The sequence below is a fragment of the Amycolatopsis mongoliensis genome, assembly GCF_030285665.1.
GTDB classification, from domain to species: domain Bacteria; phylum Actinomycetota; class Actinomycetes; order Mycobacteriales; family Pseudonocardiaceae; genus Amycolatopsis; species Amycolatopsis mongoliensis.
Genome location: NZ_CP127295.1, coordinates 2,893,241 through 2,915,092 on the forward strand (window position 1 = coordinate 2,893,241; position 21,852 = coordinate 2,915,092).

21 protein-coding genes and 1 tRNA gene are annotated in these 21,852 nt (G+C 71.3%); 14 read left to right on the top strand and 8 right to left on the bottom strand.

The window, feature by feature from the left end; translation table 11 throughout:
* Positions 1 to 186: 186 nt before the first annotated feature.
* Both QRX60_RS14125 and QRX60_RS14130 read left to right on the top strand, forming a co-directional pair.
* A complete protein-coding gene (locus QRX60_RS14125; RefSeq protein WP_086863551.1) occupies positions 187 to 1,452 on the top strand; it encodes an aspartate kinase in 1,266 nt (421 codons plus the stop codon).
* Complete coding sequence (locus QRX60_RS14130; protein ID WP_286001237.1) at positions 1,452 to 2,492, top strand: aspartate-semialdehyde dehydrogenase; 1,041 nt, start codon at positions 1,452 to 1,454, stop codon at positions 2,490 to 2,492. Before QRX60_RS14125 ends, QRX60_RS14130 begins: the two co-directional genes overlap by 1 nt.
* 54 nt (positions 2,493 to 2,546) lie before the next feature.
* Here the strand turns inward: QRX60_RS14130 and QRX60_RS14135 are convergent, their stop codons facing one another.
* Together QRX60_RS14135 and QRX60_RS14140 are read right to left on the bottom strand one after the other, a co-directional pair.
* A complete protein-coding gene (locus QRX60_RS14135) occupies positions 2,547 to 3,644 on the bottom strand; it encodes a DUF4034 domain-containing protein (RefSeq protein WP_286001238.1) in 1,098 nt (365 codons plus the stop codon).
* A 10-nt stretch (positions 3,645 to 3,654) separates the two neighbouring features.
* Positions 3,655 to 5,133, bottom strand: coding sequence for a M48 family metallopeptidase (locus tag QRX60_RS14140; RefSeq protein WP_286001239.1), 1,479 nt, complete (start codon positions 5,131 to 5,133; stop codon positions 3,655 to 3,657).
* Positions 5,134 to 5,294: 161 nt separating this feature from the next.
* Between QRX60_RS14140 and QRX60_RS14145 the strand changes: the two genes are divergently transcribed.
* Together QRX60_RS14145 and QRX60_RS14150 are read left to right on the top strand one after the other, a co-directional pair.
* Positions 5,295 to 6,485, top strand: a complete 1,191-nt coding sequence (locus tag QRX60_RS14145) for an RtcB family protein (RefSeq protein WP_286001240.1) — start codon at positions 5,295 to 5,297, stop codon at positions 6,483 to 6,485.
* A 16-nt stretch (positions 6,486 to 6,501) separates the two neighbouring features.
* Positions 6,502 to 6,882: a hypothetical protein gene (locus QRX60_RS14150; protein WP_286001241.1), complete on the top strand. Its 381-nt coding sequence runs from the start codon at positions 6,502 to 6,504 to the stop codon at positions 6,880 to 6,882.
* 66 nt (positions 6,883 to 6,948) lie between these two features.
* On the opposite strand, the gene QRX60_RS14155 is transcribed toward QRX60_RS14150, so the two are convergent.
* A complete protein-coding gene (locus QRX60_RS14155; RefSeq protein ID WP_286003588.1) occupies positions 6,949 to 8,085 on the bottom strand; it encodes an MFS transporter in 1,137 nt (378 codons plus the stop codon).
* 184 nt (positions 8,086 to 8,269) lie between these two features.
* Here QRX60_RS14155 and QRX60_RS14160 point away from each other — a divergent pair, with 184 nt between their 5' ends.
* The 3 genes from QRX60_RS14160 to QRX60_RS14170 all read left to right on the top strand — a co-directional run bounded on the left by QRX60_RS14160 (position 8,270) and on the right by QRX60_RS14170 (position 11,324).
* Entirely contained in the window at positions 8,270 to 9,796 is a 1,527-nt protein-coding gene (locus QRX60_RS14160; protein WP_286001242.1) for a DHA2 family efflux MFS transporter permease subunit, read from the top strand.
* Positions 9,777 to 10,376, top strand: a complete 600-nt coding sequence (locus QRX60_RS14165; protein ID WP_286001243.1) for an acyl-CoA-like ligand-binding transcription factor — start codon at positions 9,777 to 9,779, stop codon at positions 10,374 to 10,376. The genes QRX60_RS14160 and QRX60_RS14165 overlap by 20 nt, the downstream gene beginning before the upstream one ends.
* A gap of 423 nt (positions 10,377 to 10,799) precedes the next feature.
* Positions 10,800 to 11,324, top strand: a complete 525-nt coding sequence (locus QRX60_RS14170; protein ID WP_286001244.1) for a hypothetical protein — start codon at positions 10,800 to 10,802, stop codon at positions 11,322 to 11,324.
* Between the two features lie 90 nt (positions 11,325 to 11,414).
* On the opposite strand, the gene QRX60_RS14175 is transcribed toward QRX60_RS14170, so the two are convergent.
* Positions 11,415 to 12,467, bottom strand: coding sequence for an alpha/beta hydrolase (locus QRX60_RS14175; protein WP_286001245.1), 1,053 nt, complete (start codon positions 12,465 to 12,467; stop codon positions 11,415 to 11,417).
* Between the two features lie 126 nt (positions 12,468 to 12,593).
* On the opposite strand from QRX60_RS14175, the gene QRX60_RS14180 reads away from it, so the two are divergent.
* The 4 genes from QRX60_RS14180 to QRX60_RS14195 all read left to right on the top strand — a co-directional run bounded on the left by QRX60_RS14180 (position 12,594) and on the right by QRX60_RS14195 (position 15,722).
* Positions 12,594 to 13,166: an NADPH-dependent FMN reductase gene (locus QRX60_RS14180; RefSeq protein ID WP_286001246.1), complete on the top strand. Its 573-nt coding sequence runs from the start codon at positions 12,594 to 12,596 to the stop codon at positions 13,164 to 13,166.
* 134 nt (positions 13,167 to 13,300) lie between these two features.
* Positions 13,301 to 13,723 (top strand): organic hydroperoxide resistance protein, encoded by a 423-nt coding sequence (locus QRX60_RS14185; protein ID WP_285457651.1) that lies wholly within the window; start codon positions 13,301 to 13,303, stop codon positions 13,721 to 13,723.
* 46 nt (positions 13,724 to 13,769) lie between these two features.
* Positions 13,770 to 14,246, top strand: a complete 477-nt coding sequence (locus QRX60_RS14190; RefSeq protein ID WP_286001247.1) for a Dps family protein — start codon at positions 13,770 to 13,772, stop codon at positions 14,244 to 14,246.
* 87 nt (positions 14,247 to 14,333) lie between these two features.
* On the top strand, positions 14,334 to 15,722 hold the full coding sequence (locus QRX60_RS14195) for a glutamate decarboxylase (protein ID WP_286001248.1): 1,389 nt from the start codon (positions 14,334 to 14,336) through the stop codon (positions 15,720 to 15,722).
* A gap of 154 nt (positions 15,723 to 15,876) precedes the next feature.
* Here QRX60_RS14195 and QRX60_RS14200 read toward each other — a convergent pair whose 3' ends face one another.
* Entirely contained in the window at positions 15,877 to 16,938 is a 1,062-nt protein-coding gene (locus tag QRX60_RS14200; protein WP_286001249.1) for an NADH:flavin oxidoreductase/NADH oxidase, read from the bottom strand.
* 73 nt (positions 16,939 to 17,011) lie between these two features.
* On the opposite strand from QRX60_RS14200, the gene QRX60_RS14205 reads away from it, so the two are divergent.
* Both QRX60_RS14205 and QRX60_RS14210 read left to right on the top strand, forming a co-directional pair.
* Entirely contained in the window at positions 17,012 to 17,638 is a 627-nt protein-coding gene (locus QRX60_RS14205; protein WP_286001250.1) for a TIGR03085 family metal-binding protein, read from the top strand.
* Positions 17,639 to 17,648: 10 nt separating this feature from the next.
* The gene (locus QRX60_RS14210; protein WP_086859558.1) at positions 17,649 to 17,834 is read left to right on the top strand and encodes a tautomerase family protein; all 186 of its coding nucleotides are present in this window, start codon (positions 17,649 to 17,651) and stop codon (positions 17,832 to 17,834) included.
* Between the two features lie 64 nt (positions 17,835 to 17,898).
* On the opposite strand, the gene QRX60_RS14215 is transcribed toward QRX60_RS14210, so the two are convergent.
* Positions 17,899 to 19,749: a prolyl oligopeptidase family serine peptidase gene (locus QRX60_RS14215; RefSeq protein ID WP_286001251.1), complete on the bottom strand. Its 1,851-nt coding sequence runs from the start codon at positions 19,747 to 19,749 to the stop codon at positions 17,899 to 17,901.
* A gap of 39 nt (positions 19,750 to 19,788) precedes the next feature.
* On the opposite strand from QRX60_RS14215, the gene QRX60_RS14220 reads away from it, so the two are divergent.
* Positions 19,789 to 20,559, top strand: coding sequence for a class I SAM-dependent methyltransferase (locus QRX60_RS14220; RefSeq protein ID WP_286001252.1), 771 nt, complete (start codon positions 19,789 to 19,791; stop codon positions 20,557 to 20,559).
* A 127-nt stretch (positions 20,560 to 20,686) separates the two neighbouring features.
* On the opposite strand, the gene QRX60_RS14225 is transcribed toward QRX60_RS14220, so the two are convergent.
* Both QRX60_RS14225 and QRX60_RS14230 read right to left on the bottom strand, forming a co-directional pair.
* Positions 20,687 to 20,760: transfer RNA gene (locus tag QRX60_RS14225), tRNA-Pro, on the bottom strand.
* 29 nt (positions 20,761 to 20,789) lie between these two features.
* The gene (locus tag QRX60_RS14230; RefSeq protein ID WP_286001253.1) at positions 20,790 to 21,770 is read right to left on the bottom strand and encodes a metallophosphoesterase; all 981 of its coding nucleotides are present in this window, start codon (positions 21,768 to 21,770) and stop codon (positions 20,790 to 20,792) included.
* Positions 21,771 to 21,852 lie beyond the last annotated feature (82 nt).

Sequence of the window (21,852 nt, forward strand, 5' to 3'; positions counted from 1 at the left end):
AAGGGCTTCGTGCATTTCGTTGGTGTTACGGAAGATTTACTTCCGCGCTGCCTCCATCCGGTGCCCGCCCCACGTCAGGAGGGTGGCGGGCCGCGAAACCCCCGGTAGGCTCCTCTTCAAATCATGGGACGCGGGGGCTCTCCGGTGCCCGCCAGGGAGCCGCCCGGCCCGCGAGGAGGTTCGGGCGTGGCCCTCGTGGTCCAGAAGTACGGCGGATCGTCGCTGGAAAGTGCCGACCGGATCAAGCGCGTCGCGGAGCGGATCGTCGCCACCAAGAAGGCGGGCAACGACGTCGTCGTGGTCTGCTCGGCGATGGGTGACACCACCGACGAGCTGCTCGACCTGGCGCAGCAGGTCAACCCGGCGCCGCCGGAGCGGGAGATGGACATGCTGCTCACCGCGGGTGAGCGCATCTCGAACTCGCTGGTCGCGATGGCCATCTCGGCCCAGGGCGCGGAGGCGTGGTCGTTCACCGGGTCGCAGGCCGGCGTCGTCACGACGTCGGTGCACGGCAACGCGCGCATCATCGACGTCACGCCGAGCCGCGTCACCGAAGCCCTCGAGCAGGGCTATGTCGCGCTGGTGGCGGGCTTCCAGGGCGTCGCGCAGGACACCAAGGACATCACCACGCTGGGCCGCGGTGGCTCGGACACCACCGCCGTCGCGCTGGCCGCCGCGCTGAACGCCGACGTCTGCGAGATCTACTCCGATGTGGACGGTGTGTACTCCGCCGACCCGCGGATCGTGCCGGACGCGCGCAAGCTCGACACCATCCCGTACGAGGAGATGCTCGAGCTCGCCGCGAGCGGGTCGAAGATCCTGCACCTGCGGTCGGTCGAGTACGCGCGCCGGTACGGCGTCCCGATCCGAGTCCGCTCTTCCTACAGTGACAAGCCGGGCACGACGGTGACCGGTTCTATCGAGGAGATCCCCGTGGAACAAGCCCTGATCACCGGTGTGGCGCACGACCGCTCCGAAGCCAAGATCACGGTCACCGGGGTGCCGGACCACGCCGGCGCCGCGGCCCGGATCTTCCGCGTGATCGCCGACGCCGAAATCGACATCGACATGGTGCTGCAGAACGTGTCCAGCACGGTGTCCGGCCGCACCGACATCACGTTCACGCTGTCGAAGGCCAACGGCGCCAAGGCGGTCAAGGAGCTGGAGAAGGTCAAGGCGGAGATCGGCTTCGAGTCGGTGCTCTACGACGACCACGTCGGCAAGGTCTCGCTGGTCGGCGCCGGGATGCGCTCGCACCCCGGTGTCACGGCGACGTTCTGCGAAGCGCTGGCCAACGCCGGCGTAAACATCGAAATCATCAACACCTCGGAAATCCGGATCTCGGTGCTGATCCGCGACGCGCAGCTGGACGACGCCGTGCGCGCGATCCACGACGCGTTCGAGCTGGGTGGCGACGAGGAAGCTGTGGTCTACGCGGGGAGTGGTCGCTGATGGCGGACGGGCTGCGGGTCGGGGTGGTCGGCGCGACCGGCCAGGTCGGCGCGGTGATGCGCAAGCTGCTGGCGGAGCGGGAGTTCCCGATCGCCGAGCTCCGGTACTTCGCTTCGGCGCGCTCGGCGGGTTCGAAGCTGCCGTGGCGCGACACCGAGATCACGGTCGAGGACGCGGCGGCGGCGGATCCGTCCGGTTTGGACATCGCGTTGTTCTCCGCGGGCGGGTCGACGTCGAAGGCGCAGGCGCCGCGGTTCGCCGAGGCGGGCGTGACGGTGATCGACAACTCCTCGGCGTTCCGGATGGACCCGGACGTGCCGCTGGTCGTCAGCGAGGTCAACCCGCAGGCCATCAAAGAGGCGCGCAAGGGGATCATCGCGAACCCCAACTGCACCACGATGGCCGCGATGCCGGTGCTGAAGCCGCTGCACGACGAGGCCGGGCTGGTCCGGCTGGTCGCGTCGACGTACCAGGCGGTGTCCGGCAGCGGGCTGGCCGGCGTCGACGAGCTGGCGGGCCAGGTCAAGGCGGGCGCGGAGCACGCGGCGCTGCTGACCCACGACGGCGCGGCGATCGAGTTCCCCGCGCCGGACAAGTACGTCCGCCCGATCGCGTTCAACGTCCTGCCGATGGCCGGGTCCATTGTGGACGACGGGGAGCTCGAGACGGACGAGGAGAAGAAGTTCCGCAACGAGAGCCGCAAGATCCTGAGCATCCCGGGTCTCGGCGTGTCCTGCACCTGCGTGCGCGTGCCGGTGTTCTCGGGGCACTCGATCTCGGTGAACGCGGAGTTCTCGCAGCCGTTGACCGTGGAACGCGCGACGGAGCTGCTGGCGCACGCGCCGGGCGTCGAGCTGTCGGAGATCCCGACCCCGCTGCAGGCGGCGGGCAACGACCCGAGCTACGTCGGCCGCATCCGCGTCGACCAGGGCGTCGAAGGTGGTCGCGGGCTGGCGCTGTTCATCGCGAACGACAACCTGCGCAAGGGTGCGGCGCTCAACGCCGTGCAGATCGCGGAGCTGATCGCCGAGCAGTCCTGACGCAAGTGCTTCGAAGGCCCCTCACCGAATCCCGGTGAGGGGCCTTCGCGCGCTTCACGGCCGGGGCGCGCCGTGGCAGGCCAGGTAGCGCGTCTTGATGAACTCGTACCCGGGACGGCCGCCGTAGGCCCAGACCAGCGCGTCCGCGTGCTCGCCGAACACCTTGAACTGCTCGACGGCCTCGTCGCAGCGGCCGTTCTCCACCAGCGCCTTCGCCGCGTACGCGCGGTCACGCAGGTTCGCCGGGTGGTCCCGGCCCTCGCCGGCCAGCCACGGCAGGACGCCGTCGAGCGCGCGCGAGGTCCGGTCGCTCTTCCAGGCCCCGACCTCCTTTTCCTCCGCTTCGTGCGCGGCGACGAGGCCCAGGCCGGCCAGCTTCGGCGCCTTCGCGACGGCTTCGTCGGCGAAGGCGAACATCTGCTCGTGCGAGCCGAACCACTTGGCGCACCAGTACTGCAGCGCCTGCTCGTGGCCCGGCCGGTGGAGCGGGTCACGCGCCACGAGCTCCGCCCACACCCCGCGGAAGTCGTCGTTGCCGTACTGGCGACCGCGGGCGACCGTGAGCATGGTCCACCACGGCGTCGGGTCTTCCGGCGCCGCTTCGGTCGCGGCGCGGGCCGCCGCTTCGGCCTCATCGAGCACGCGGAAGAACCCGGCCCACTGGTCCTGGGAAACGTGGTCGGTGGTCGCTCCCGTGCGGATCTGCCAGGCCAGCGCGACCAGGCCCTGGGCGTGGACGGCTTCGGCGTCCGCGCTGCCGGACGCCCGCCACGCCTTCAGCGGGGCGTCGTCGTCCGCCGCGGCGTCGCCGAGCTGCTGCACGGCGAAGGCCCGGCGGTCCCAGTCGGTGCCGAGGTCCGCCAGCAGCGCGGCACCCGGCTGCCAGTCACCGGCGCGGTAGGCCGTGACGGCTTCGGCGAGGTGGGCGTCGGCGATGAACTTCGCCGCCGTCACGGCGGAGTCCGGCGGGAGGCCCCACAGCGCGACGTCGGGCATCTCGACCTCGGGCTTGGCGTCCTGTGGCACGTACTGCGCGAGTTCGGCCGGGGAAAGCGTCTTCGCGTAGTCCTCGACGCTCATGCCCCGGGCTCTGGCGGCCTTCACCAGCGCGACGGCGGCCTTGCGGCGCTTGGAGTTGAACAGGGAAAGCAAGAGTTCCTCCTCAGGAACGGACCGGGAGCACGCCGGCGGCGGCCAGCAGGCGGCGTAGCGGAGCGGTGTCGGGGTCGGCCGCGGCCGCGGCGTCGAGGGCCGCGGACAGCTCGCGGCCGTGGGGCTCGTCGACGACCAGGTCGGCCGGGCCCGACCAGGACAGCTTCCAGTGCGCCACACCGGCTTCCGCCAGCGCGGCGGCGATCATGGTGGACAGGTTTTCGCGGACGGAGGCGACGACGAATTCGCGCCGGGCCCGCGGTCCCGCGGTCGCCGGGGGCCGGCAGTCCGGGTCGGCGAACTCGCTCGCGTGCCCCTCGTCGATGAGCGTGAGCGCGTCCTCGAGCGTGCGCCCGTTCAGGAACGCCGTCGCCACCTTGGTCGCGGCGTGCCGGAAGCCGAGGTTCACCAAGCTGTCCCAGTCCGTGCGCCGCTTGGCCGCCGCTTCGGCGTCCAGGTCGGCGAACAGGGCCGCGTCCAGCGTCGCGTCGGCGTCCCGCAGGACGTCGCTCGCCGGGCGGTCGCCGCCCGGCGAGCCCGGGACCGCAGGCAGGGCTTCCAGCGCGGCGATCCGCTCCGGCGTCGCCGGGTGCGTGTCGTAGCGGGAGGTCTCCTCCTCCGGCAGCTCCTGCCGAAGCCGGTCGATCTGCTCGGCGCGCTCGGCGTCGGAGAGCAGCGCGCGGAACCCGGCGGCAGGCCGGTCCGGCAGGTAGCCCGCGTGCCAGCCGACCAGCAGGTAGTGCTCGACGTAGAACTTCCAGGCGACGTCGAGCGCTTCGACTTCGCGCAGCGCGCCGGCGGCGGCCGCGGTCCCGGCGAGCCGCGCCGCGGCGGCGTCGGCAGCGAGCTCCTGACGGCGGCAGACCGACGCGGAGACCGCGAAGTAGAGCTTCGCGTAGAGCACGAACAGCTTGCGGACCAGTCCTTCGAACCAGCCGTCACCGTCCAGCCCGGTCAGCGCTTTCTCGATCGACCGTCGGCCGCGGTAGGTCAGGCCGGCGAGCCGGGTGTCGCGGTTGGTGTAGTGCGCCAGCTCGTGCCCGAGCAGGGCGCGCAGCTGGTCGTGGCGCAGGCCCGCGAGCAGCTGCGCCCCGATGAACATCTCGCGGCGGCGCACCCGCAGCCCGAGCCACCCGGTCCGCTCGCGCACCCCGGCGTTGACGTCGTTGAGCAGCGAGATCGCGTCCGGCGGCCGGGTGCCGACGGTGTCGGCGAGTTCGCGCACGAGCGCCCACAGCCCGGGTTGGCCTTCCGGCGTCACCGGCACGCCCGGCAGGTCGCCGCCGCGGGTCCGCTCGATCGCGAACAGGGCCTTGAGCAGCGCGAACGACACCGGGACCGCGACGATGCCGAGCTTGATCGCCAGCAACCCGGAATGCCGGAAGGCGTAGTACTCGGCGACGGCGAGGCCGCCGACGACCAGGAGCACGAGAACCGGGAACCCGGCCAGCAGCACGACGGCGACGAGCGCGCGCCACGACGTCTTCACGATGGATCGATCCTCCCCCGACCGTCCTCCCCGGACGGTCGGCTCATTCTGCCGGACCGATCGCGTCCGCCGGATTTCTTTTTGCTCACGAAGAATCGCGTTGGTGTTTTGCCGGGGGCCGGGGGATCCTGTGCACCGCAAGCAAGTCAAGGGGAGGAATCATGTACACCGCTGTCGAAGGCGCCCGCGTCCCGATCCGAATGTGGGCGGACCCCGCGTCGGTCGAAGACCAGGCCATGCGGCAGCTGCACAACGTCGCGAACCTGCCGTGGGTGCACGGCGTCGCCGTGATGCCCGACGTGCACTACGGGAAGGGCGCGACCGTCGGCAGCGTCATCGCCATGCGCGACGCCGTTTCGCCCGCCGCGGTCGGCGTGGACATCGGGTGCGGCATGAGCGCCGTCCGGACGTCGCTCACCGCGAGCGACCTGCCGGACGACCTCGGGAAGCTGCGCCGACGCGTCGAATCGGCCGTGCCGGTCGGCTTCGGGCTGCACAAGACGCCCGTGAACCCCGCGAAGGTGCACGGCGTCGGCGGCTGGGACGCCTTCTGGAAGGGCTTCGGCGAGCTGCACACCGGGGTCCAGGAGCTGCACGACCGGGCCGCGCGCCAGATCGGGAGCCTCGGCGGCGGGAACCACTTCATCGAGGTCTGCCTCGAGCAGGGCGGCGACGACGAGGGCCGCGTGTGGCTGATGCTGCACTCGGGTTCGCGCAACATCGGCAAGGAGCTCGCGGAGCGGCACATGGCCGTCGCGCGCAAGCTGCCGCACAACGCCGACCTGCCCGACCGGGACCTCGCGGTCTTCGTCGCCGGCACGCCGGAGATGGCGGCTTACCGGCGTGACCTGTTCTGGGCGCAGGACTACGCGGCGCGCAACCGCGCCACGATGGTCGCGCTCGTGAAGCAGGCGCTGAAGGACGTCGTCCCGCAGACGACCTTCGACGACGCGATCTCCTGCCACCACAACTACGTCTCCGAGGAGACGTACGACGGTGTCGAGCTGCTCGTCACCCGCAAGGGCGCGATCCGTGCCGGATCGGGTGACCTCGGGATCATCCCGGGCAGCATGGGGACCGGGTCGTACATCGTCCGCGGTCTCGGGAACGAGTCGTCGTTCCGGTCGGCGTCGCACGGGGCGGGCCGCCGGATGTCGCGCACCAAGGCCAAGAAGCTGTTCACCGCCGACGACCTCGCGGCGCAGACGACCGGTGTCGAGTGCCGCAAGGACTCGGGCGTCGTCGACGAGATCCCGGCGGCGTACAAGGACATCGATTCGGTGATCCGCGCCCAGACGGACCTGGTCGAGGTGGTGGCGCACCTCAAGCAGGTGGTCTGCGTCAAGGGCTGACCGGTACCTTGGCGCCATGACGAGGGGTGGAACGACGGCCGCGCTGCTGGCCGGGGCCGCACTGCTGCTGAGCGGGTGCGACCAGGTCGGCACCGCGGTCGACCAGGGGTCCAGGACCGCGGACAAGGTCGCCGCGTGCACCGAGGCGCTCGGGCTCGCGGACCTGAACCCGCTGGTCGACCCGGACAAGCTCAAGGCCCGCGCCGCGGACAAGGAGAAGCGGCTGCGGGAGCTGGCGGGGAACGTCGAGGACCAGGACGTCAAGAACGCGTTGCTGGGCATGGCCGGCTCGTACGTCGAGGTGCAGAAGGAACGCATCGAGGACGCCGGCGTGGTGGCCCAGTGGGTGCAGCGCAACGTCAAGAAGCTCGACGCCCTCCGCGCGGCCTGCGGCTGACCCGTCGTGAGTGGTTAGGGCGGTTAGAACCGCCCTAACCACTCACGACGAGCTGCGGCAGGCCCGCTAGCTTTCGGCCAGCGCCGGGACCGGCTCCGCGGCCGGTTCCGGCGCCCGCCGTCGCAGCAGGCCGGCCGAGGCGATCACCAGGCCGCCGAGCCCGGCCGCGGCGAAGCCCCACGCCGGGTTCGAGTGGTCGATCGCGAAGCCGACCACCGGGCTGCCCAGCGCCAGGCCGAGCCGCGTCGCCGCGTCCTGCAGACCCATCGCCTCGCCGCGGACCCGCGGCGGGGCGATCCGGGTGACCGTCTCGGTGGTCGCCGCGAGCGTCGGCGCGCAGAGCAGGTTCGTCGGGATCAGCACCAGCGTCAGCAGCCACCACGGATGGCCGGCCAGCCCGACCGGCACCACCAGCAGCGCGAGCAGCAGCATCAGCACGCCCTGCGGCAGCGACCGCTTCACCGCGCCGTGCACGATGCCGCCGGCGATCGACGCCGCGCACATCACCGCGATCACCAGCCCGGTCACGCCGAGGTCGCCGTTGGCCCGCAGCGTCGCGAGCGTCGCCAGCTCGGTGCCGACGAGCACGAACAGCGTGCCGGCGGCGATCAGCAGTGTCGCCACGAGCGGGCCGGTCAGCCAGCTGCGCAGCGGCGGCCGGGTCGTCGACGCGCCGGGCTCGGCCGATTCGCGGATCGGCGGGTCGATGAGCCAGATCAGGAACGCCGTGCCGCCGAACAGCGCGCCGAGCGCGCTGAGCGTGAAGGTCGGCGAGAGCGTCGTGATCGCCGCGATGCCGATCGCGGGGCCGATCATGAACGTCGCTTCGACGGAGATCGTGTCGAGCGAGTACGCCGCGCGGCGCTCCTCGACCGGGACGAGCGCGGCCAGGATCTGCCGCGCGAGTGAGCCCGCCGGCACCGAGAGCATCCCGGCCGGGACCGCGACCGCGGCGAGCGCTTCGTACGGCAGGTGGGGTGCGGCGAACCAGAACGCCGTCGTGCCGATCCCGCAGACGGCGACGATCGGACGCAGGCCGTAGCGGTCGAAGCAGCGGCCCAGCAGTGGCGCGCCGAGGGCCATCCCGAGGGTGATGCCCGCGCCGACCAGCCCGGCGGCGCCGTAGCCGCGGCCGAGTCCGGTGACGATGTACAGCGTCATCAGCACGCCGTTCATGGTCATCGGCAGCCGGGCCAGGAACATCAGCGCCATCGTCGACGGGACGCGGGGGACGGCGAGGACCCGGCGGTAGGGCTGCAGCGGCACGTCCTCGATGAGAACCCAAGGTGGTACGCGCGTGCAAGTTATTTCCCGGGGTGCGGGGTCTGGCGCCGGAAGATTTTGAGAGTTACTCTCATTTGGTAGTAACTATCAAATGGGGGTCGCTATGACTCAGCTCCATCCACGCAGGTGGTGGGCGCTCGGAGCGCTCGCGGTGAGCCTGCTGACCGTCGGGCTCGACCTGACCGTGCTGAACGTCGCCGTGCCGACGCTCGCCGTCGACCTCGGCGCCACGACCACGCAGCTGCAGTGGTTCGGCAACGCCTACACGCTGGCGCTGGCCGCGCTGCTGCTGCCGGCGGGCCTGCTGGGCGACCGGTTCGGCCCGAAGAAACTGCTGCTCGGCGCGCTCGCGCTGTTCGGGCTCGCCTCGCTGGGGTGCGCGTACGCCGGGTCGCCCGGCCAGCTGATCGCCGCCCGCGTCGTGCTCGGTGTCGGCGCCGCGTTCCTCATCCCGCTCTCGCTCTCCCTGCTGAACATCCTGTTCCCGCCGGAGGAGCGGGCGAAGGCGCTGACGACGTGGGTGATGGCGACGTTCGCCGGCATCCCGCTCGGGCCGCTGCTCGGCGGCTGGCTGCTCGACCACTTCGCGTGGGGCTCGGTGTTCCTGATCAACGTCCCGCTGACCGTGATCGGCCTGGTCGCGGTGCTGTTCCTGGTGCCGCTGACGCCCGGGTCCGGCCGGGGCGCGATCGACTTCACGGGCATCGCGCTCTCGGCCGCCGGGCTGGTCGCGCTGACCTACGGGTTCGTCCACGCCGGCGAGCACGGCTGGGCCGACCCGGTGACGTACGGCCTGATCGCCCTCGGCGTCGCGCTGCTGGCGGTGTTCTGCCGGGCGCAGACGCGGACGGCCGCGCCGCTGACGGACCTCGCGTTGTTCCGCGAGCCGCGGTTCGTCTGGGGTGCGGTGCTCGCGACGATGGCGTCGTTCGCGCTGATGGGCCTGCTGTTCGTGCTGCCTCAGCTGTTCCAGGCGGTGCAGGGGGCCGACGCGCTGCAGACCGGCGTGCGGCTGCTGCCGCTGATCGGCGGGATGCTGGTGTCGGCGAAGATCGCCGAGCGCCTGGTCGCCGCGGTGGGCGTGCGCGTGGTCGTGACGGCCGGGTTCGTGCTGCTCGCGGCCGGGCTGGCCTGGGGTTCGACGACGTCGCCGTCGGACGGCTACGGCGTCACCGTCGCCTGGGAGGGCGTGATCGGGCTGGGCACCGGGTGCACGCTGCCTCCGCTGATGTCGATGGCCATGGGCGCGCTCACCGAAGGCCGCTCGGGTGCGGGGTCGGCGCTGATCCAGGTGCTGCGCCAGATCGGCGGCACGATCGGGGTGGCGGTGCTGGGCACGGTGCTCAACGGCGTCTACCGCGCCGGTGTCGCCGTCGACGGCCTGCCCGCACCGGTCGCCGACGCGGTGCGGGGCAGTGCGTCGGCCGCGGTCGCCGTCGCGGAGAAGCTCCACCTGCCTGCGCTGGCCGGTTCCGCGCGGGTCGCGTTCACCGACGGCATGGCGGCGACCCTGTGGGTGTGCGCCGGGCTCGGCGTGGCCGGCGCGCTGCTCGCGCTGCTGTTCCTGCCCGGGCGGGCGGCCCCCGGGACGCAGCCGCGAGAATCGGAGCATGACGTCGTCGCCATCTGAGCCCTCGGGGCTGCGAGAACGGAAGAAGGCCAGGACGCGTGCCGCGATCCAGCGGCACGCGTTGCGGCTGTTCCGGGAGCAGGGCTACAGCGCCACGACGGTGGACCAGATCGCGGCGGCGGCGGAGATCTCGCCCAGCACGTTCTTCCGGTACTTCCCGACGAAGGAAGCGACGGTGCTGTACGACCCGTTCGACCCGGTGCTGATCGCGGCGACGCTGGCCCAGCCGGCGGAGCTCAGCCCGCTCGCCGCCTTGCGGGCGACGGTGGACATCATCCGCGAGCAGGTCTCGGGCGAGGAGTGGGAGCGCGAGCGTCAGCGGCAGCTGCTGGTGTTCCGCGAGCCGGAGCTGCGCAGCGCGGTCATGGACCAGTTCGCGGAGGGGATCGACCTGCTGGCGGGCATGGCGGCCGAGAGGACGGGCCGCGCGGCGGACGACTTCGAGGTCCGCAACTGGGCGGGCGCGGTGGTCGGGGTGATCATGGCGGCGTTCCTGGGCGCGGCGGCGGATCCCGACGTGGACACGCTGGTGGTGCTCGACCGGGCGGTGGCGCACCTGGAGGCGGGCCTGCCGCTCTGACGGCCGGTGCCCGATTCGGAGCCGTACGACGGTTTTTCCGGAATTGATTTCGCATTTCTGCCCCGGCCAGGGGAGAACCTTGTGGGTGGCGGTGCGAGCGTGGGGGACGCCCCGTCTGGAGCAGTCTTGACACGCGGTCCGACGGAGTGATGAAGCTAAATGATCACCGTTTACACCCGGGTGAGTGGCCGAGTCGCTCTACAGTGGACGCTCGCTACCAGGGGTGACGGAGAGAATCGATCAGGATGATCTTCAGGGGGATGGGCAAGGTTTCGACGTTAATCAATTGCGGTCGAGTTCGCTGCCTTCGCATCCGGCACGTAAGGGTTAGAAAACATCCCTAACCGGTGATCGGGTGGCTTATCTCCGATACGGGGGGTATCGATTTAACCCGTCAGGTCTCCCGAGGCCAGGAGGTAGGAAATGAAAGGCAAGTTCGGGCGGTCCATCGCCCTGGTAGCCGCCGGCAGTCTGCTGGCGGTCGGAATGGCGGGGATCGCCTCGGCGAGCCCGGAGGGGGGCAAGGGTTCCTCCAGCACCCAGGCCCTCGCCGCACAGGTGCTCCAGATGCGTGACGACCTGACCAAGGTGGCCTACGCGGGCAACGTCGGGGCCACGCGCGCCGACCTGGGTCAGATGAGCCCGGTGCTCGCGGACATCGCCGCGGGAAAGCGCTACACGATCCAGACCGACACCCAGCAGCTGGCCGGCCTGGCCAAGGGCCGGGCCGACGAGTCCAGCCGGCTGCTGGCCAACCCCCAGGCGACGCCGCGGCAGCTGCCGCCGCTGCCGCTGCCGCCGATCCCGGACCTGCCCGGTCCGCTGAAGGTCGTCAGCGACCTGCTCAAGGCCCTGCTGGGTGCCGTGACCGGCATCCTGGGCGGCCTGCTCGGCTCGCTGCCGGTACCGCCGCTGCCGGTGCCACCACTGCCGGTTCCGGGCTCGTAGTCCGACCACCGGAAAACAGGGGGGCCCGGAGCCCGGTCGCGGACATTCCTCCGCGCCGGGCTCCGGGTTCGTTTCCTCGAAGCCCCGGTCTCAGTCCCGTTTGGACAGACCCTGCCGCAGTGCGCCCGCCATCTCGGCCAGCGCTTCGCGGAACCGGGTGCCGACGCCGGTGAAGTTGATGAACCCGTGGATCAGGTCGTCGTGCCGGCGCAGCGCCACCTCGACGCCGGCCTCGCGCAGCTTCTCCGCGTACGCCTCACCCTCGTCGCGCAGCGGGTCGAAGCCCGCCGTGACGACCAGCGCCGGCGGCAGGCCGCTCACGTCTTCCGCGTGCAGCGGCGAGAGCCGCGGGTCGGTCAGGTCCGTGCCCTCCGGCACGTAGTGGCCCTCGAACCACTTCATGTGCACGTCGGTGAGGAACAGGTCCTCGGCGAACAGGTCCTGCGAGCGGTAGCGCCGCGCGAAGTCCGTCGCCGGGTAGATCAGCAGCTGGAACGCCGGCGCGGGGCCGCCGCGCCGCGCCGCCTGCTGCGCCGTCACGGCGGCGAGGTTGCCGCCCGCGCTGTCGCCGCCGACGGCGATCCGGGCCGGGTCGGCGCCGAGGTCGCCCGCCTTCGCCACCGCGTACTCGAACGCCGCGAGCGCGTCCTCCGCGGCCGCCGGGAACGGGAACTCCGGCGCCAGCCGGTACTCGATCGACAGCACCCGCACCCCGGCGTGCTTGGCCAGGAAGCGGACGGCGTTGTCGTGGCTCGCCCGGGTGCCGATCACCCAGCCGCCGCCGTGGAAGAACACCAGCAGCGGGGACTTCTCGGGCAGCCCGACCGGTGTGTAGAGCGTCGCCGGGAGATCGCCATCCGGCGTCGGCACGGCAATCTCGCGCACCGAGACCGGCTCGATCGGCTTGCCGCTGACCAGGTGCCGAGCGGCGTCGAGCAGGGCCCGCGACTGCTCCACCGAGCCCCGCACCAGTTCGGCACCCGCGAGCTTCTGCAGCCGGAGCAGCAACTGGGCGTCGAGCGCGAGGTCCTGGCCGTCGAGGCGCACCGGGCGGCCCGCGACCATCCGCCGCAGGGGCCTGGGCAGCCAGAACGCGAGCTGGGACGCCGCGGCCTGGACGCGGACCGGGAGCGGGATCGCCATGTTGCCTCCTGAGCGTCGGTGCCGCCCGGGACGTTACTCGTCAGTAGGTAACAGGTCCAGCTGTGACGCGAGCCTCGGTCCCAAAGTCTGGATATCCACTCAAGTAGAGGGGTTAGCCTGGAAAGCGTGACTTCAGCCAGGACTGTCAACGTGCTCGGGATCGGCGGCTCTCTGCGCGAGAGCTCCCAGTCCGAACGCGCTCTGCAGATCGCGCTCGGCGGTGCGGCCGAAGTCGGGGTCCGGATCCGGATGCTCACCGGGCCGGAGCTGGTGCTGCCGTTCTACGACGCCGGCGAGCCGGACCGCCACGAACGCGCCGCCACGCTCACCGAAGCCGTGCGGCAGGCGGACGGGCTCATCGTCGTGTCGCCGGGTTACCACGGCGCACTGTCCGGCCTGGTCAAGAACGCCCTGGACTACGTCGAGGACCTGCGCGACGACCAGCGCCCGTACCTCGACGGCCGCGCGGTCGGGCTGGCCGCCGTCGCCTATGGCTGGCAGGCCGCGGTCACGACGCTCGAGCAGCTGCGCACGATCACGCACGCACTGCGCGGCTGGGCCACCCCACTGGGTGGTGCGATCAACTCGGCCGAGACCAAGTTCGACGAGGGCGGTGGAGCGTCGGACGAGAAGAGTGTCCGCACCCTTCGCCTGATCGGGCGCCAGGTCGCCGAATTCGCGGTGACGCGCGCCTCGTGACGTTTCACCCGGATGCCGCCGGGTAATCGATCGACGTGATGCCTGCCATGTGGGGGCACTGTTCCGCGGGTGCGGGATGTTGTGCTCGGTGAGACGCTCGCTGTGGAGCGTCCGCGACAGAAGGCAGGCTGAGCATGGGTCAGGCGATCTACACGGCGGTGGCGACGGCGCGCGGCGACGGCCGCAACGGCGAGGTGACCTCGTCCGACGGCGTCATCGACGAGTCCCTGGCCATCCCGAAGGAGATGGGCGGCCCCGGGGGCGACAAGACCAACCCCGAGCAGCTCTTCGCCGCCGGCTATTCGGCCTGCTTCCACAGCGCCCTGCAGCTGGTCGCCCGCCAGGCCAAGGTGCCGCTGAACGGCTCGACGGTGACCGCGGAGGTCAGCGTGCTCAAGCAGGAGGTCGGGTTCGGTCTCGGCGTCGCGCTGAACGTCTCCCTGCCGGGCCTCGAGCAGGCCCAGGCCGACCAGCTGGTCGAGCAGGCCCACCAGGTGTGCCCGTACTCCAACGCGACCCGCGGCAACATCGAGGTCGCGCTCTCCGCCACCGTCTGACCACCCCTTCCACGTCCGCACGAGTCCGAGGAAAGGATCACCAGAGATGAGCAAGTCTCCGATCAAGAGCCCGCTTTCCGAGGCCGACAAGGAGATCACCGGCAACGCCCTCCAGGCGACGCTGGTCGACCTGGTCGACCTGTCGCTCATCGCCAAGCAGGCGCACTGGAACGTCGTCGGCTCGAACTTCCGCAGCGCGCACCTGCAGCTCGACGAGCTCGTCGCCACCGCGCGCCAGTACGTCGACGAGGTCGCCGAGCGCGCCAACGCCATCGGCATCTCGCCGAACGGCAAGGCGAAGACCGTCGTCGAGAGCTCGGGCGTGCCCGAGTACCCCGAAAACTGGCAGTCCGTGGAGTCCACGGTCGCTGCGATCGTCGACATCCTCTCCGCGCTCATCGAGCGGCTGCGGGCCCGCATCGACGAGACCGACAAGAGCGACCTCGTGACGCAGGACCTGCTGATCGAGATCACCCGTGCCCTCGAAGAGGCGCACTGGATGTGGCAGGCCCAGCAGGCCTGACCTTTTTCCGCGCGAAAGGGGCCGTTCCGGGTGGAACGGCCCCTTTCGCGTCTGCCGAAGCCCGTGATTCGCAGTACGTTCGGCGGCATGGTGCTGCATCAGGGGAAAACGGATCGCCCGGACCGCGTGGGCGGCACGAATCCGATGTACGCCGGGGCGAACCCGGCGCTCGCGGCAGGCTTCGTCATGCCGCACGACAAGCTGCTCGACAACTCGCTGCCGCCGGACACGGCGCTGCAACTCGTGCGCGACGAGCTGATGCTCGACGGCAACGCGCGGCTCAACCTCGCCACGTTCGTCACGACGTGGATGGAGCCGCAGGCGCGGGAGCTGATGGCCGAGTGCGTCGACAAGAACATGATCGACAAGGACGAGTACCCGCAGACGGCCGAGCTGGAGCGGCGCTGCGTGAACATCCTCGCCGACCTCTGGCACGCGCCCGACCCGGCCGACATCATGGGCTGCTCGACGACCGGTTCGTCCGAAGCCTGCATGCTCGCCGGGATGGCGTTGAAGCGGCGCTGGTCCCGCCTCGGCCGCACCGGGAAGCCGAACCTGGTGATGGGCGCCGACGTCCAGGTCTGCTGGGAGAAGTTCTGCGAGTACTGGGAGGTCGAGCCGCGGCTGGTGCCGATGGACGGCGACCGGTACCACCTCTCGGCCGAGGAGGCCGTCGCCCGCTGCGACGCGAACACGATCGGCGTGGTGGCGATCCTCGGCTCGACGTTCGACGGGAGCTACGAGCCGGTGGCCGAGATCGCCGCGGCGCTCGACGCGCTGGCCGAGCGCACCGGCTGGGACATCCCGGTGCACGTCGACGGCGCGTCGGGCGCGATGATCGCGCCGTTCCTCGACCCGGACCTGGAGTGGGACTTCCGGCTGCCGCGGGTGGCGTCGATCAACACGTCGGGCCACAAGTACGGGCTCGTGTACCCGGGCGTCGGCTGGGTGGTCTGGCGCGACCAGGACGCACTGCCGTCGGAGCTGGTGTTCAAGGTGAACTACCTGGGCGGCGACATGCCGACGTTCGCGCTCAACTTCTCCCGGCCGGGTGCCGAAGTCGCGGCGCAGTACTACACGTTCGTGCGGCTCGGCCGTGAGGGGTTCCGCGCCGTACAACAGGCTTCGCGGGACGTCGCGATGCACCTTGCGTCCGGGATCGCCGCGCTGGGGCCCTTCGAGCTGCTGACCCGCGGTGACCAGCTGCCGGTGTTCGCGTTCACGACCCGCGCGGACGCGGGGTTCGACGTCTTCGACGTGTCACGACGGCTGCGCGAGCGCGGCTGGCTGGTGCCGGCGTACACGTTCCCGGAGAACCGGACGGACCTGGCGGTGCTGCGCATCGTGGTCCGCAACGGCTTCACGCACGACCTCGCGGACCTGCTGCTGGCCGACCTGAAGCGCCTGCTGCCGGACCTGGAAAAGGAGGGCGGTCGCCCGAAGGACCCTGCGAAGGCGACCGCCTTCCACCACTAGTGCCAGGACTCGGCGCGGCCCGCGTGATCGAGGCCGTAACTCGCGTGATCGGAGCCGGAAAGGCCGGTCAGCGCGAGTTCCGTGCTCGATCACGCGAGTCACGTCTCTGATCACGCGAGTTCCGCGCGGGATCACGCGAGGTGCGGTCAGCGGGTCAGTGCCAGGACTTGGCGCGGGCGTACTGGTCCGGCCAGTGCACGTCCGCTTCGAGGGTGTTCGCCGCTCGCAGGGGCCAGTGCGGGTCCCGCAGCAGGGCCCTGGCCAGGAACACCGCGTCGGCTTCGCCGCCGGCGATGATGTCCTCGGCCTGCTGCGGGTTCGTGATCATGCCGACCGCGCCGGTCGGGAGGCCGGTTTCGGTGCGGATCCGCTCGGCGAACGGGACCTGGTAGCCCGGGCCGACCGGGATGTCCGGGTTCGGGGTGTTGCCGCCGCTCGAGGTGTCGATCAGGTCGATGCCGCGTTCGGCGAGGAGCTTCGCCAGCCGGACGGACTCGTCGAGGGTCCAGCCGTCGTCCGTCCAATCCGTGGCCGACAGCCGGGCGAACAGCGGGACGTCGGTCGTGGCGCGGACGGCGTCGGCGATCTCCAGCGCCAGCCGGGTGCGGCCTTCGAAGTCGCCGCCGTAGCGGTCGGTGCGGGAGTTCGACAGCGGCGAGAGGAACTGGTGCACCAGGTAGCCGTGCGCGAAGTGCAGCTCGAGCAGGTCGAAGCCGGCGTCGACCGCCCTCTTGGCGGCTTCGGCGAACGCCTCGGGCAGCGCGCTGACCTCGTCCGTGGTCAGCGGCCGCGCGGGGGCGTAGGCGCCGAAGGGCTGTGCGTCGGCACCGACGCTCTGCCAGCCGCCCTCGTGCTCCGGGACGCTGCCGCTGCCTTCCCACGGCCGCCGCGTCGAGCCCTTGCGGCCGGCGTGGCCCAGCTGCATGCCGATCGCCGTGTTCTGGCGGTGCACGAAGCCGACGATCCGGCGCCACGCCTCGGCCTGCGTGTCGTTCCAGATGCCGGTGTCCCGCGGGCTGATCCGGCCTTCCGGGACGACGGCGGTCGCTTCGGTCATGACGAGCCCGGCGCCACCGGTGGCGAACTGGCCCAGGTGGACGAGGTGCCAGTCGTCCGGGACGCCGTCCGTCGCGGAGTACTGGCACATCGGCGACACCCACGCGCGGTTCGGCAGGGTCAGGCCGCGGACGGTGATCGGGCTGAAGAGTCGGCTCACCTTCCGATCAACGACACGTGCCCGCCGTCTCTTCCCGTCGCCAGAGCGGGTACCGGCGAGTAACGTCGACCACATGTGTGTCGCTGCTGACGAACGCCAGGCATTGAGCTCGCTCCTCGAAGACCTCGGGCCGGACGCGCCCACACTGTGCGAAGGCTGGACGACGCGGGACCTCGCCGCGCACCTCGTCGTGCGTGAGCACCGTCCGGACGCCGCGCCCGGGATCGTGGTGCCCGCGCTCGCCGGGTACACGCAGAAGGTGCAGGACAGCTACGCCGCGAAGCCGTGGGCCGGCCTGGTCGAGCAGGTCCGCCGGGGGCCGTCGAAGTTCTGGCCCACCGCGATCGGCCCGCTCGACGAGCTGACCAACACCGCCGAGTTCCTCGTCCACCACGAAGACGTCCGGCGCGCGCAGCCGGGCTGGGAGCCGCGGCCCGCCGACGCCACCCGGGACGCCGCGGCGTGGCGCTCGGCCAAGGGCGCCGCCAAGCTCAACCTGCGCAAGTCGCCGGTCGGTGTGACGCTCCGCACGAAGGACGGCCGGGAGGCCGCGGTCAAGACCGGGCCGGACCCGGTCACGATCGTCGGCGAGCCGGTGGACCTGCTGCTGTTCGTTTTCGGCCGCGACGCCGTGCACCTCGACTTCGAGGGCGACGCCACCGCCGTCACGAAGCTGCAGTCGGTGAAGCGGGGGCTCTAGGCTGCGCGTCATGCCGATGATCAGCGTTGCCATGTTCCCCGGTCGCACGCCCGCCCAGAAGAGCGCTCTGGTCCGGGAGCTGACCGACGCGTTCGTCCGCACCTGCGGCGGCAAGCCCGAAGGCGTCCAGGTGACGCTGGTGGAGATCGGCGCCGACCACTGGGCCACCGGCGGCGTCCTGCACTCCGAACGCTGAAAGCCGTGAATGTCGCATTGAGAGACTTAGAGTCCCTCAATGCGACATTCACGGACTTGCCGGGTCAGCGCAGGCCGAGGGCTCGCAGCGCGAAGTGGACCTCGATCGACGTCTGCTTGATCGTCTCGGCGATCACCAGCGAGCCGTGGCCCGCGTCGTAGCGGTAGAACTCGTGGTGCAGGTCGCGGCCGCCGAGCCGGTCGAGGTAGTTCTCGATCTGGCGGATCGGGCAGCGCGGGTCGTTGTCACCCGCGAGCACGAGCACCGGCGCCGTCACGGCGTCGACGTACGTGATCGGCGAGCACTCCCGGTACACCGCGGGCACGTCCTCCGGCGACCCGCCGAAGAGCGCGCGGTCGAACGAGCGCAGCTGCTCCATCTCGTCCTCGTACGCGGCGACGTAGTCCGCCACCGGCACCCCGGCGACGGCCGCCGCCCACCGCGTCGGCTGGGTGCCGATCGCCAGCAACGACAGGTAACCGCCCCACGAAGCGCCGTTCACGACGCACTTGGCCGGATCACTGAGTCCACTTTGGACGGCCCAGTCGTGCACCGAGGCGACGTCTTCCAGCTCGGTCAGGCCGGGCCGGCCCTCGATCGCGTCGCGCCAGGCCGAGCCGTAGCCGGTCGAGCCGCGGTAGTTGACCTCGACCACGGCGAACCCGGCGTCGAGCCAGGTCGCGCGGTAGGCGGAGAAGCGGTCCTCGTCCGCGGCGTGCGGGCCGCCGTGCAACGAGAACACCGTCGGCAGCGGACCCTCCGGCGCGTTCGAAGGCCGCGAGACCAGCGCGTGGATCCGGCCGCCGACGCCTTCGACGAACGCGTCGGTCACCGGCTCCGACCCCGGCGCCCGCTCGCCCGGGGGCTCGAGCAGCACCGAGTCGGCTCCGTCGGCGGTCCGCGCGCGGACCGCGGCCGGCTCGGCGGCGCTGGACCACGAGTACTCGACCGTCCCGTCCGGACGGACCCCGGCGCCGCCGATGCGGCCGGCCGGAGTGTCTACAGAGGACAGCTCGGCCGTGTCGAGGTCGTAGCGGTACAAGGAGCTGCGGCCTTCGTGGAAGTGGACGACCAGCAGGGCACGCGCGTCCGGGTACCAGCCGGCGACGACCTCGCCGGGCAGGTCGAGCTCGAGCTCCGTCTCGGTGTCCTCCCGGACGTCCCAGATCAGCAGCTCCTCGCGGCCCCGGCGTTCGTGCAGCACCAGCAGGCGCTGGTCGCCCGGCAGCGGGGAGAACTCGAGGGCGGACAGGCCCTTGCCCTCGCCGTCCCACTTCTCCGCGACGGTGGCGAACCCGTCGGCGGCGAGCACCCGCAGGGCGGGGTGGCGCGAGTCGCCGTGCTCGGAGTGGGAGATGGCGATCAGGCTCTCGTCGCGGGAGAGCGACGCGATGCCGGCGTCGTCCGCGTGGCTGTAGAAGCGGTGCGTCTCACCGCCGATCCGGGCGAACAGCTCGCTGCCGTCGTCGGTCGAGACGCCGACCGCGACGAGGTTCGCCCCGATCTCGAGGCCGGCCGGGTAGCCGTCGTGGACGTCCGGCACCGCCTTCTCGGGCTTGCTGCCCTCGGTCGCGGCGAACGGCTCGCGCACCCAGGAGCCGAACTCGTCGCCGTCGGTGTCGTCGAACCACCAGATCCACGCGCCGTCCGGCGAGGGGGTGGCGTGCATGGTGCCGTTGGGCCGGTCGGTGACGCGGCGGTGCTCGTCGGTCGCCCGGTTCCAGGCGTAGACCTCCCAGACGCCGCTGGAATTGGAGACGTAGATGTTGGCGTCGGGGGCGTCGCGGGCCCAGTCGGGTGTGGAGATGCGGGGGGCGTGGAAGCGGGCGCGCCAGCGGGCTTCGGCTTCGGCGTCGTCGAACAGCCGGTCCGGGACCACCGCGGGCGGGAATTGCTTGGCTGACTGCGTGCTCACCCCTCGATCCTGCCACCTTCTGGCCGTACTGTGTGCGGGGTGCTGGAGGGTTACGCGCCGGGCTACGGGCGAGACGCGGTTTCGATGATGTCCGCGCGCACGGCGGCGGAGCGCGCGGCGTTCGCCCAGCCGCTGTTCGGGCCGGGGATGTGGGTGGTCGACCTCGGCTGCGGCCCCGGCTCGATCACCCTCGGCCTCGCTGCGGGATCCCGGGTGGCGGGCGTCGACGTCGACGCGGGTCAGGTCGCGATGGCCCGCGATGCCGCGCGCCGAGCCGGAAGGTCCACAGTGGACTTCGTGGTGGCGTCGGCCTACGACCTGCCGTTCGCCGCCGCGAGCGTGGACGTGGCTTTTTCGCACGCACTGATCGAGCACCTCTCCCGCCCGCTGGACGCGCTGGCGGAACTGCGCCGCGTGCTGAAGCCGGGCGGCAGGCTGGCGTTGTCCACTTCGGACTGGAGCAAGGCCCGCCTGCGCCCGAAGACGGCGAACGTCGACGCGGCGCTGAGAGGGCACTACCTGCTGCGCCGCCAGGCGGGCGGAAATCCGTTCGCCGGCCGGGTGATCGCCGACCAGTGCGCGACGGCGGGGTTCACGGAGATCGTGTCGAGAGCCCGGTACCGCTCCGACATGAGCTACCGCGACCTGGCGAAGTACGTGGAGGCGCGGCTGAGTGAAGCGGTGGCGAACCCGGACTTCGGGCGCAACCGCGACCAGCTGGCGAGCGCGGCCCGTTCGGCGCTCACGTGGGTCCGCGGCGGCGACGGCGATTTCAGTCAATGCTGGGTCGAAGTGACTGCGACGCGATAGCCGGGGCGCGCGGGGGTCCGGGGGCGAAGCCGCCCGGCGGGGTTTGGGGTTCGACCCCAAAAAAATGCCGAGAGGGCCAGCACGGTTGGCGTTTTCCGCCAACACACCGGCCCTCTCGGCACTCTCGTCGGGGTGGCGGGATTCGAACCCACGACCTCCTCGACCCGAACGAGGCACGCTACCAAGCTGCGCCACACCCCGAGGTACTGCTTAACGGGTCGTGGAGAAGTCTAGCGGACGGTGTCGCGGGCTTTTCGGGGGGCCGACTTAGGCGACTTGGGTGACCCCGATCCCCTCGGGACCAGGGTCAACAAGCTCGCTTCCGGCGGGCACGCGAACCGCGCCGGGGCCCAGGGTGAGGTCCCCAACCCGGCCGAAACGTGCAGCCACATGTGCGCGCCCCACCGCGAGGCGCCGCGGGCCCGGCTGCGATCCAGCTCACAGTTCGTGACCAAAGCGCCGTAACCCGGGAGCCGGAGCTGGCCGCCGTGGGTGTGGCCCGCCAGGACCAGGTCGTAACCGTCCGTGGCGAACGTGTCGAGCACCCGCGGCTCGGGCGAGTGCGTGACGCCGATGCGGACCGCCGCGCCGCTGTCGGCCGGGCCGGCGATGTCGGCGTAGCGGTCGCGGCGCAGGTGGGGGTCGTCGACGCCGGCCGCGAACACCGCCTGCCCGCCGACGTCGATCGTGCGGCGGACGTGCGTCAGGTCCGTCCAGCCGTGCTCGACGAACGCCGCGCGCAGGTCACGCCACGGCAGCTGGACGCCGTGGATGCGCTTCTTCTTGCCCGTCGGCATCAGGTACCGGGCCGGGTTCTTGGGTTTCGGTGCGTAGTAGTCGTTGCTGCCGAAGACGAACACGCCGGGGCGGTCGAGCAGCGGGCCCAGCGCACGCAGCACGGACGGGACCGCCTGCCGGTGCGAAAGGTTGTCGCCGGTGTTGACGACGAGGTCGGGGTCGAGCTCGTCGAGCGCCGCGACCCAGCGCTGCTTGCTCCGGTGTCCCGGCAGCATGTGCAGGTCGGAGACGTGCAGGATGGTGAACGGCCGTGATCCGGGCGCCAGCACCGGGAGCTGGGCGGTGCGCAGGGTCCAGTGGCGCCGTTCGATGCCGACGGCGTAACCGAGGGTCGCGGCGCCGAGCGCCAGCGTCCCCGCGGCGAGGCGCTTCGCGGTCGCCCCCGACGTGCTTGTGTTACTGAGCGTGCTCACGAGGTCCAGGATACGTGCTCAACGGTTGGATGACTTCGCCCCCGTTCCGGGGAACCTCCCGCTTAGCATTTGCGTCGGCCCG

Excerpts from the sequence above, each read along its gene's own strand:
- QRX60_RS14170 (WP_286001244.1), top strand. The coding sequence starts at position 10,800 with ATGAAAGGCAAGTTCGGGCGGTCCATCGCCCTGGTAGCCGCCGGCAGT.
- QRX60_RS14145 (WP_286001240.1), top strand. The coding sequence starts at position 5,295 with ATGTACACCGCTGTCGAAGGCGCCCGCGTCCCGATCCGAATGTGGGCG.
- QRX60_RS14150 (WP_286001241.1), top strand. The coding sequence starts at position 6,502 with ATGACGAGGGGTGGAACGACGGCCGCGCTGCTGGCCGGGGCCGCACTG.
- QRX60_RS14165 (WP_286001243.1), top strand. The coding sequence starts at position 9,777 with ATGACGTCGTCGCCATCTGAGCCCTCGGGGCTGCGAGAACGGAAGAAG.
- QRX60_RS14195 (WP_286001248.1), top strand. The coding sequence starts at position 14,334 with ATGGTGCTGCATCAGGGGAAAACGGATCGCCCGGACCGCGTGGGCGGC.
- QRX60_RS14205 (WP_286001250.1), top strand. The coding sequence starts at position 17,012 with ATGTGTGTCGCTGCTGACGAACGCCAGGCATTGAGCTCGCTCCTCGAA.
- QRX60_RS14210 (WP_086859558.1), top strand. The coding sequence starts at position 17,649 with ATGCCGATGATCAGCGTTGCCATGTTCCCCGGTCGCACGCCCGCCCAG.
- QRX60_RS14175 (WP_286001245.1), bottom strand. The coding sequence starts at position 12,467 with ATGGCGATCCCGCTCCCGGTCCGCGTCCAGGCCGCGGCGTCCCAGCTC.
- QRX60_RS14190 (WP_286001247.1), top strand. The coding sequence starts at position 13,770 with ATGAGCAAGTCTCCGATCAAGAGCCCGCTTTCCGAGGCCGACAAGGAG.
- QRX60_RS14130 (WP_286001237.1), top strand. The coding sequence starts at position 1,452 with ATGGCGGACGGGCTGCGGGTCGGGGTGGTCGGCGCGACCGGCCAGGTC.
- QRX60_RS14160 (WP_286001242.1), top strand. The coding sequence starts at position 8,270 with ATGACTCAGCTCCATCCACGCAGGTGGTGGGCGCTCGGAGCGCTCGCG.
- QRX60_RS14185 (WP_285457651.1), top strand. The coding sequence starts at position 13,301 with ATGGGTCAGGCGATCTACACGGCGGTGGCGACGGCGCGCGGCGACGGC.
- QRX60_RS14155 (WP_286003588.1), bottom strand. The coding sequence starts at position 8,085 with ATGTTCCTGGCCCGGCTGCCGATGACCATGAACGGCGTGCTGATGACG.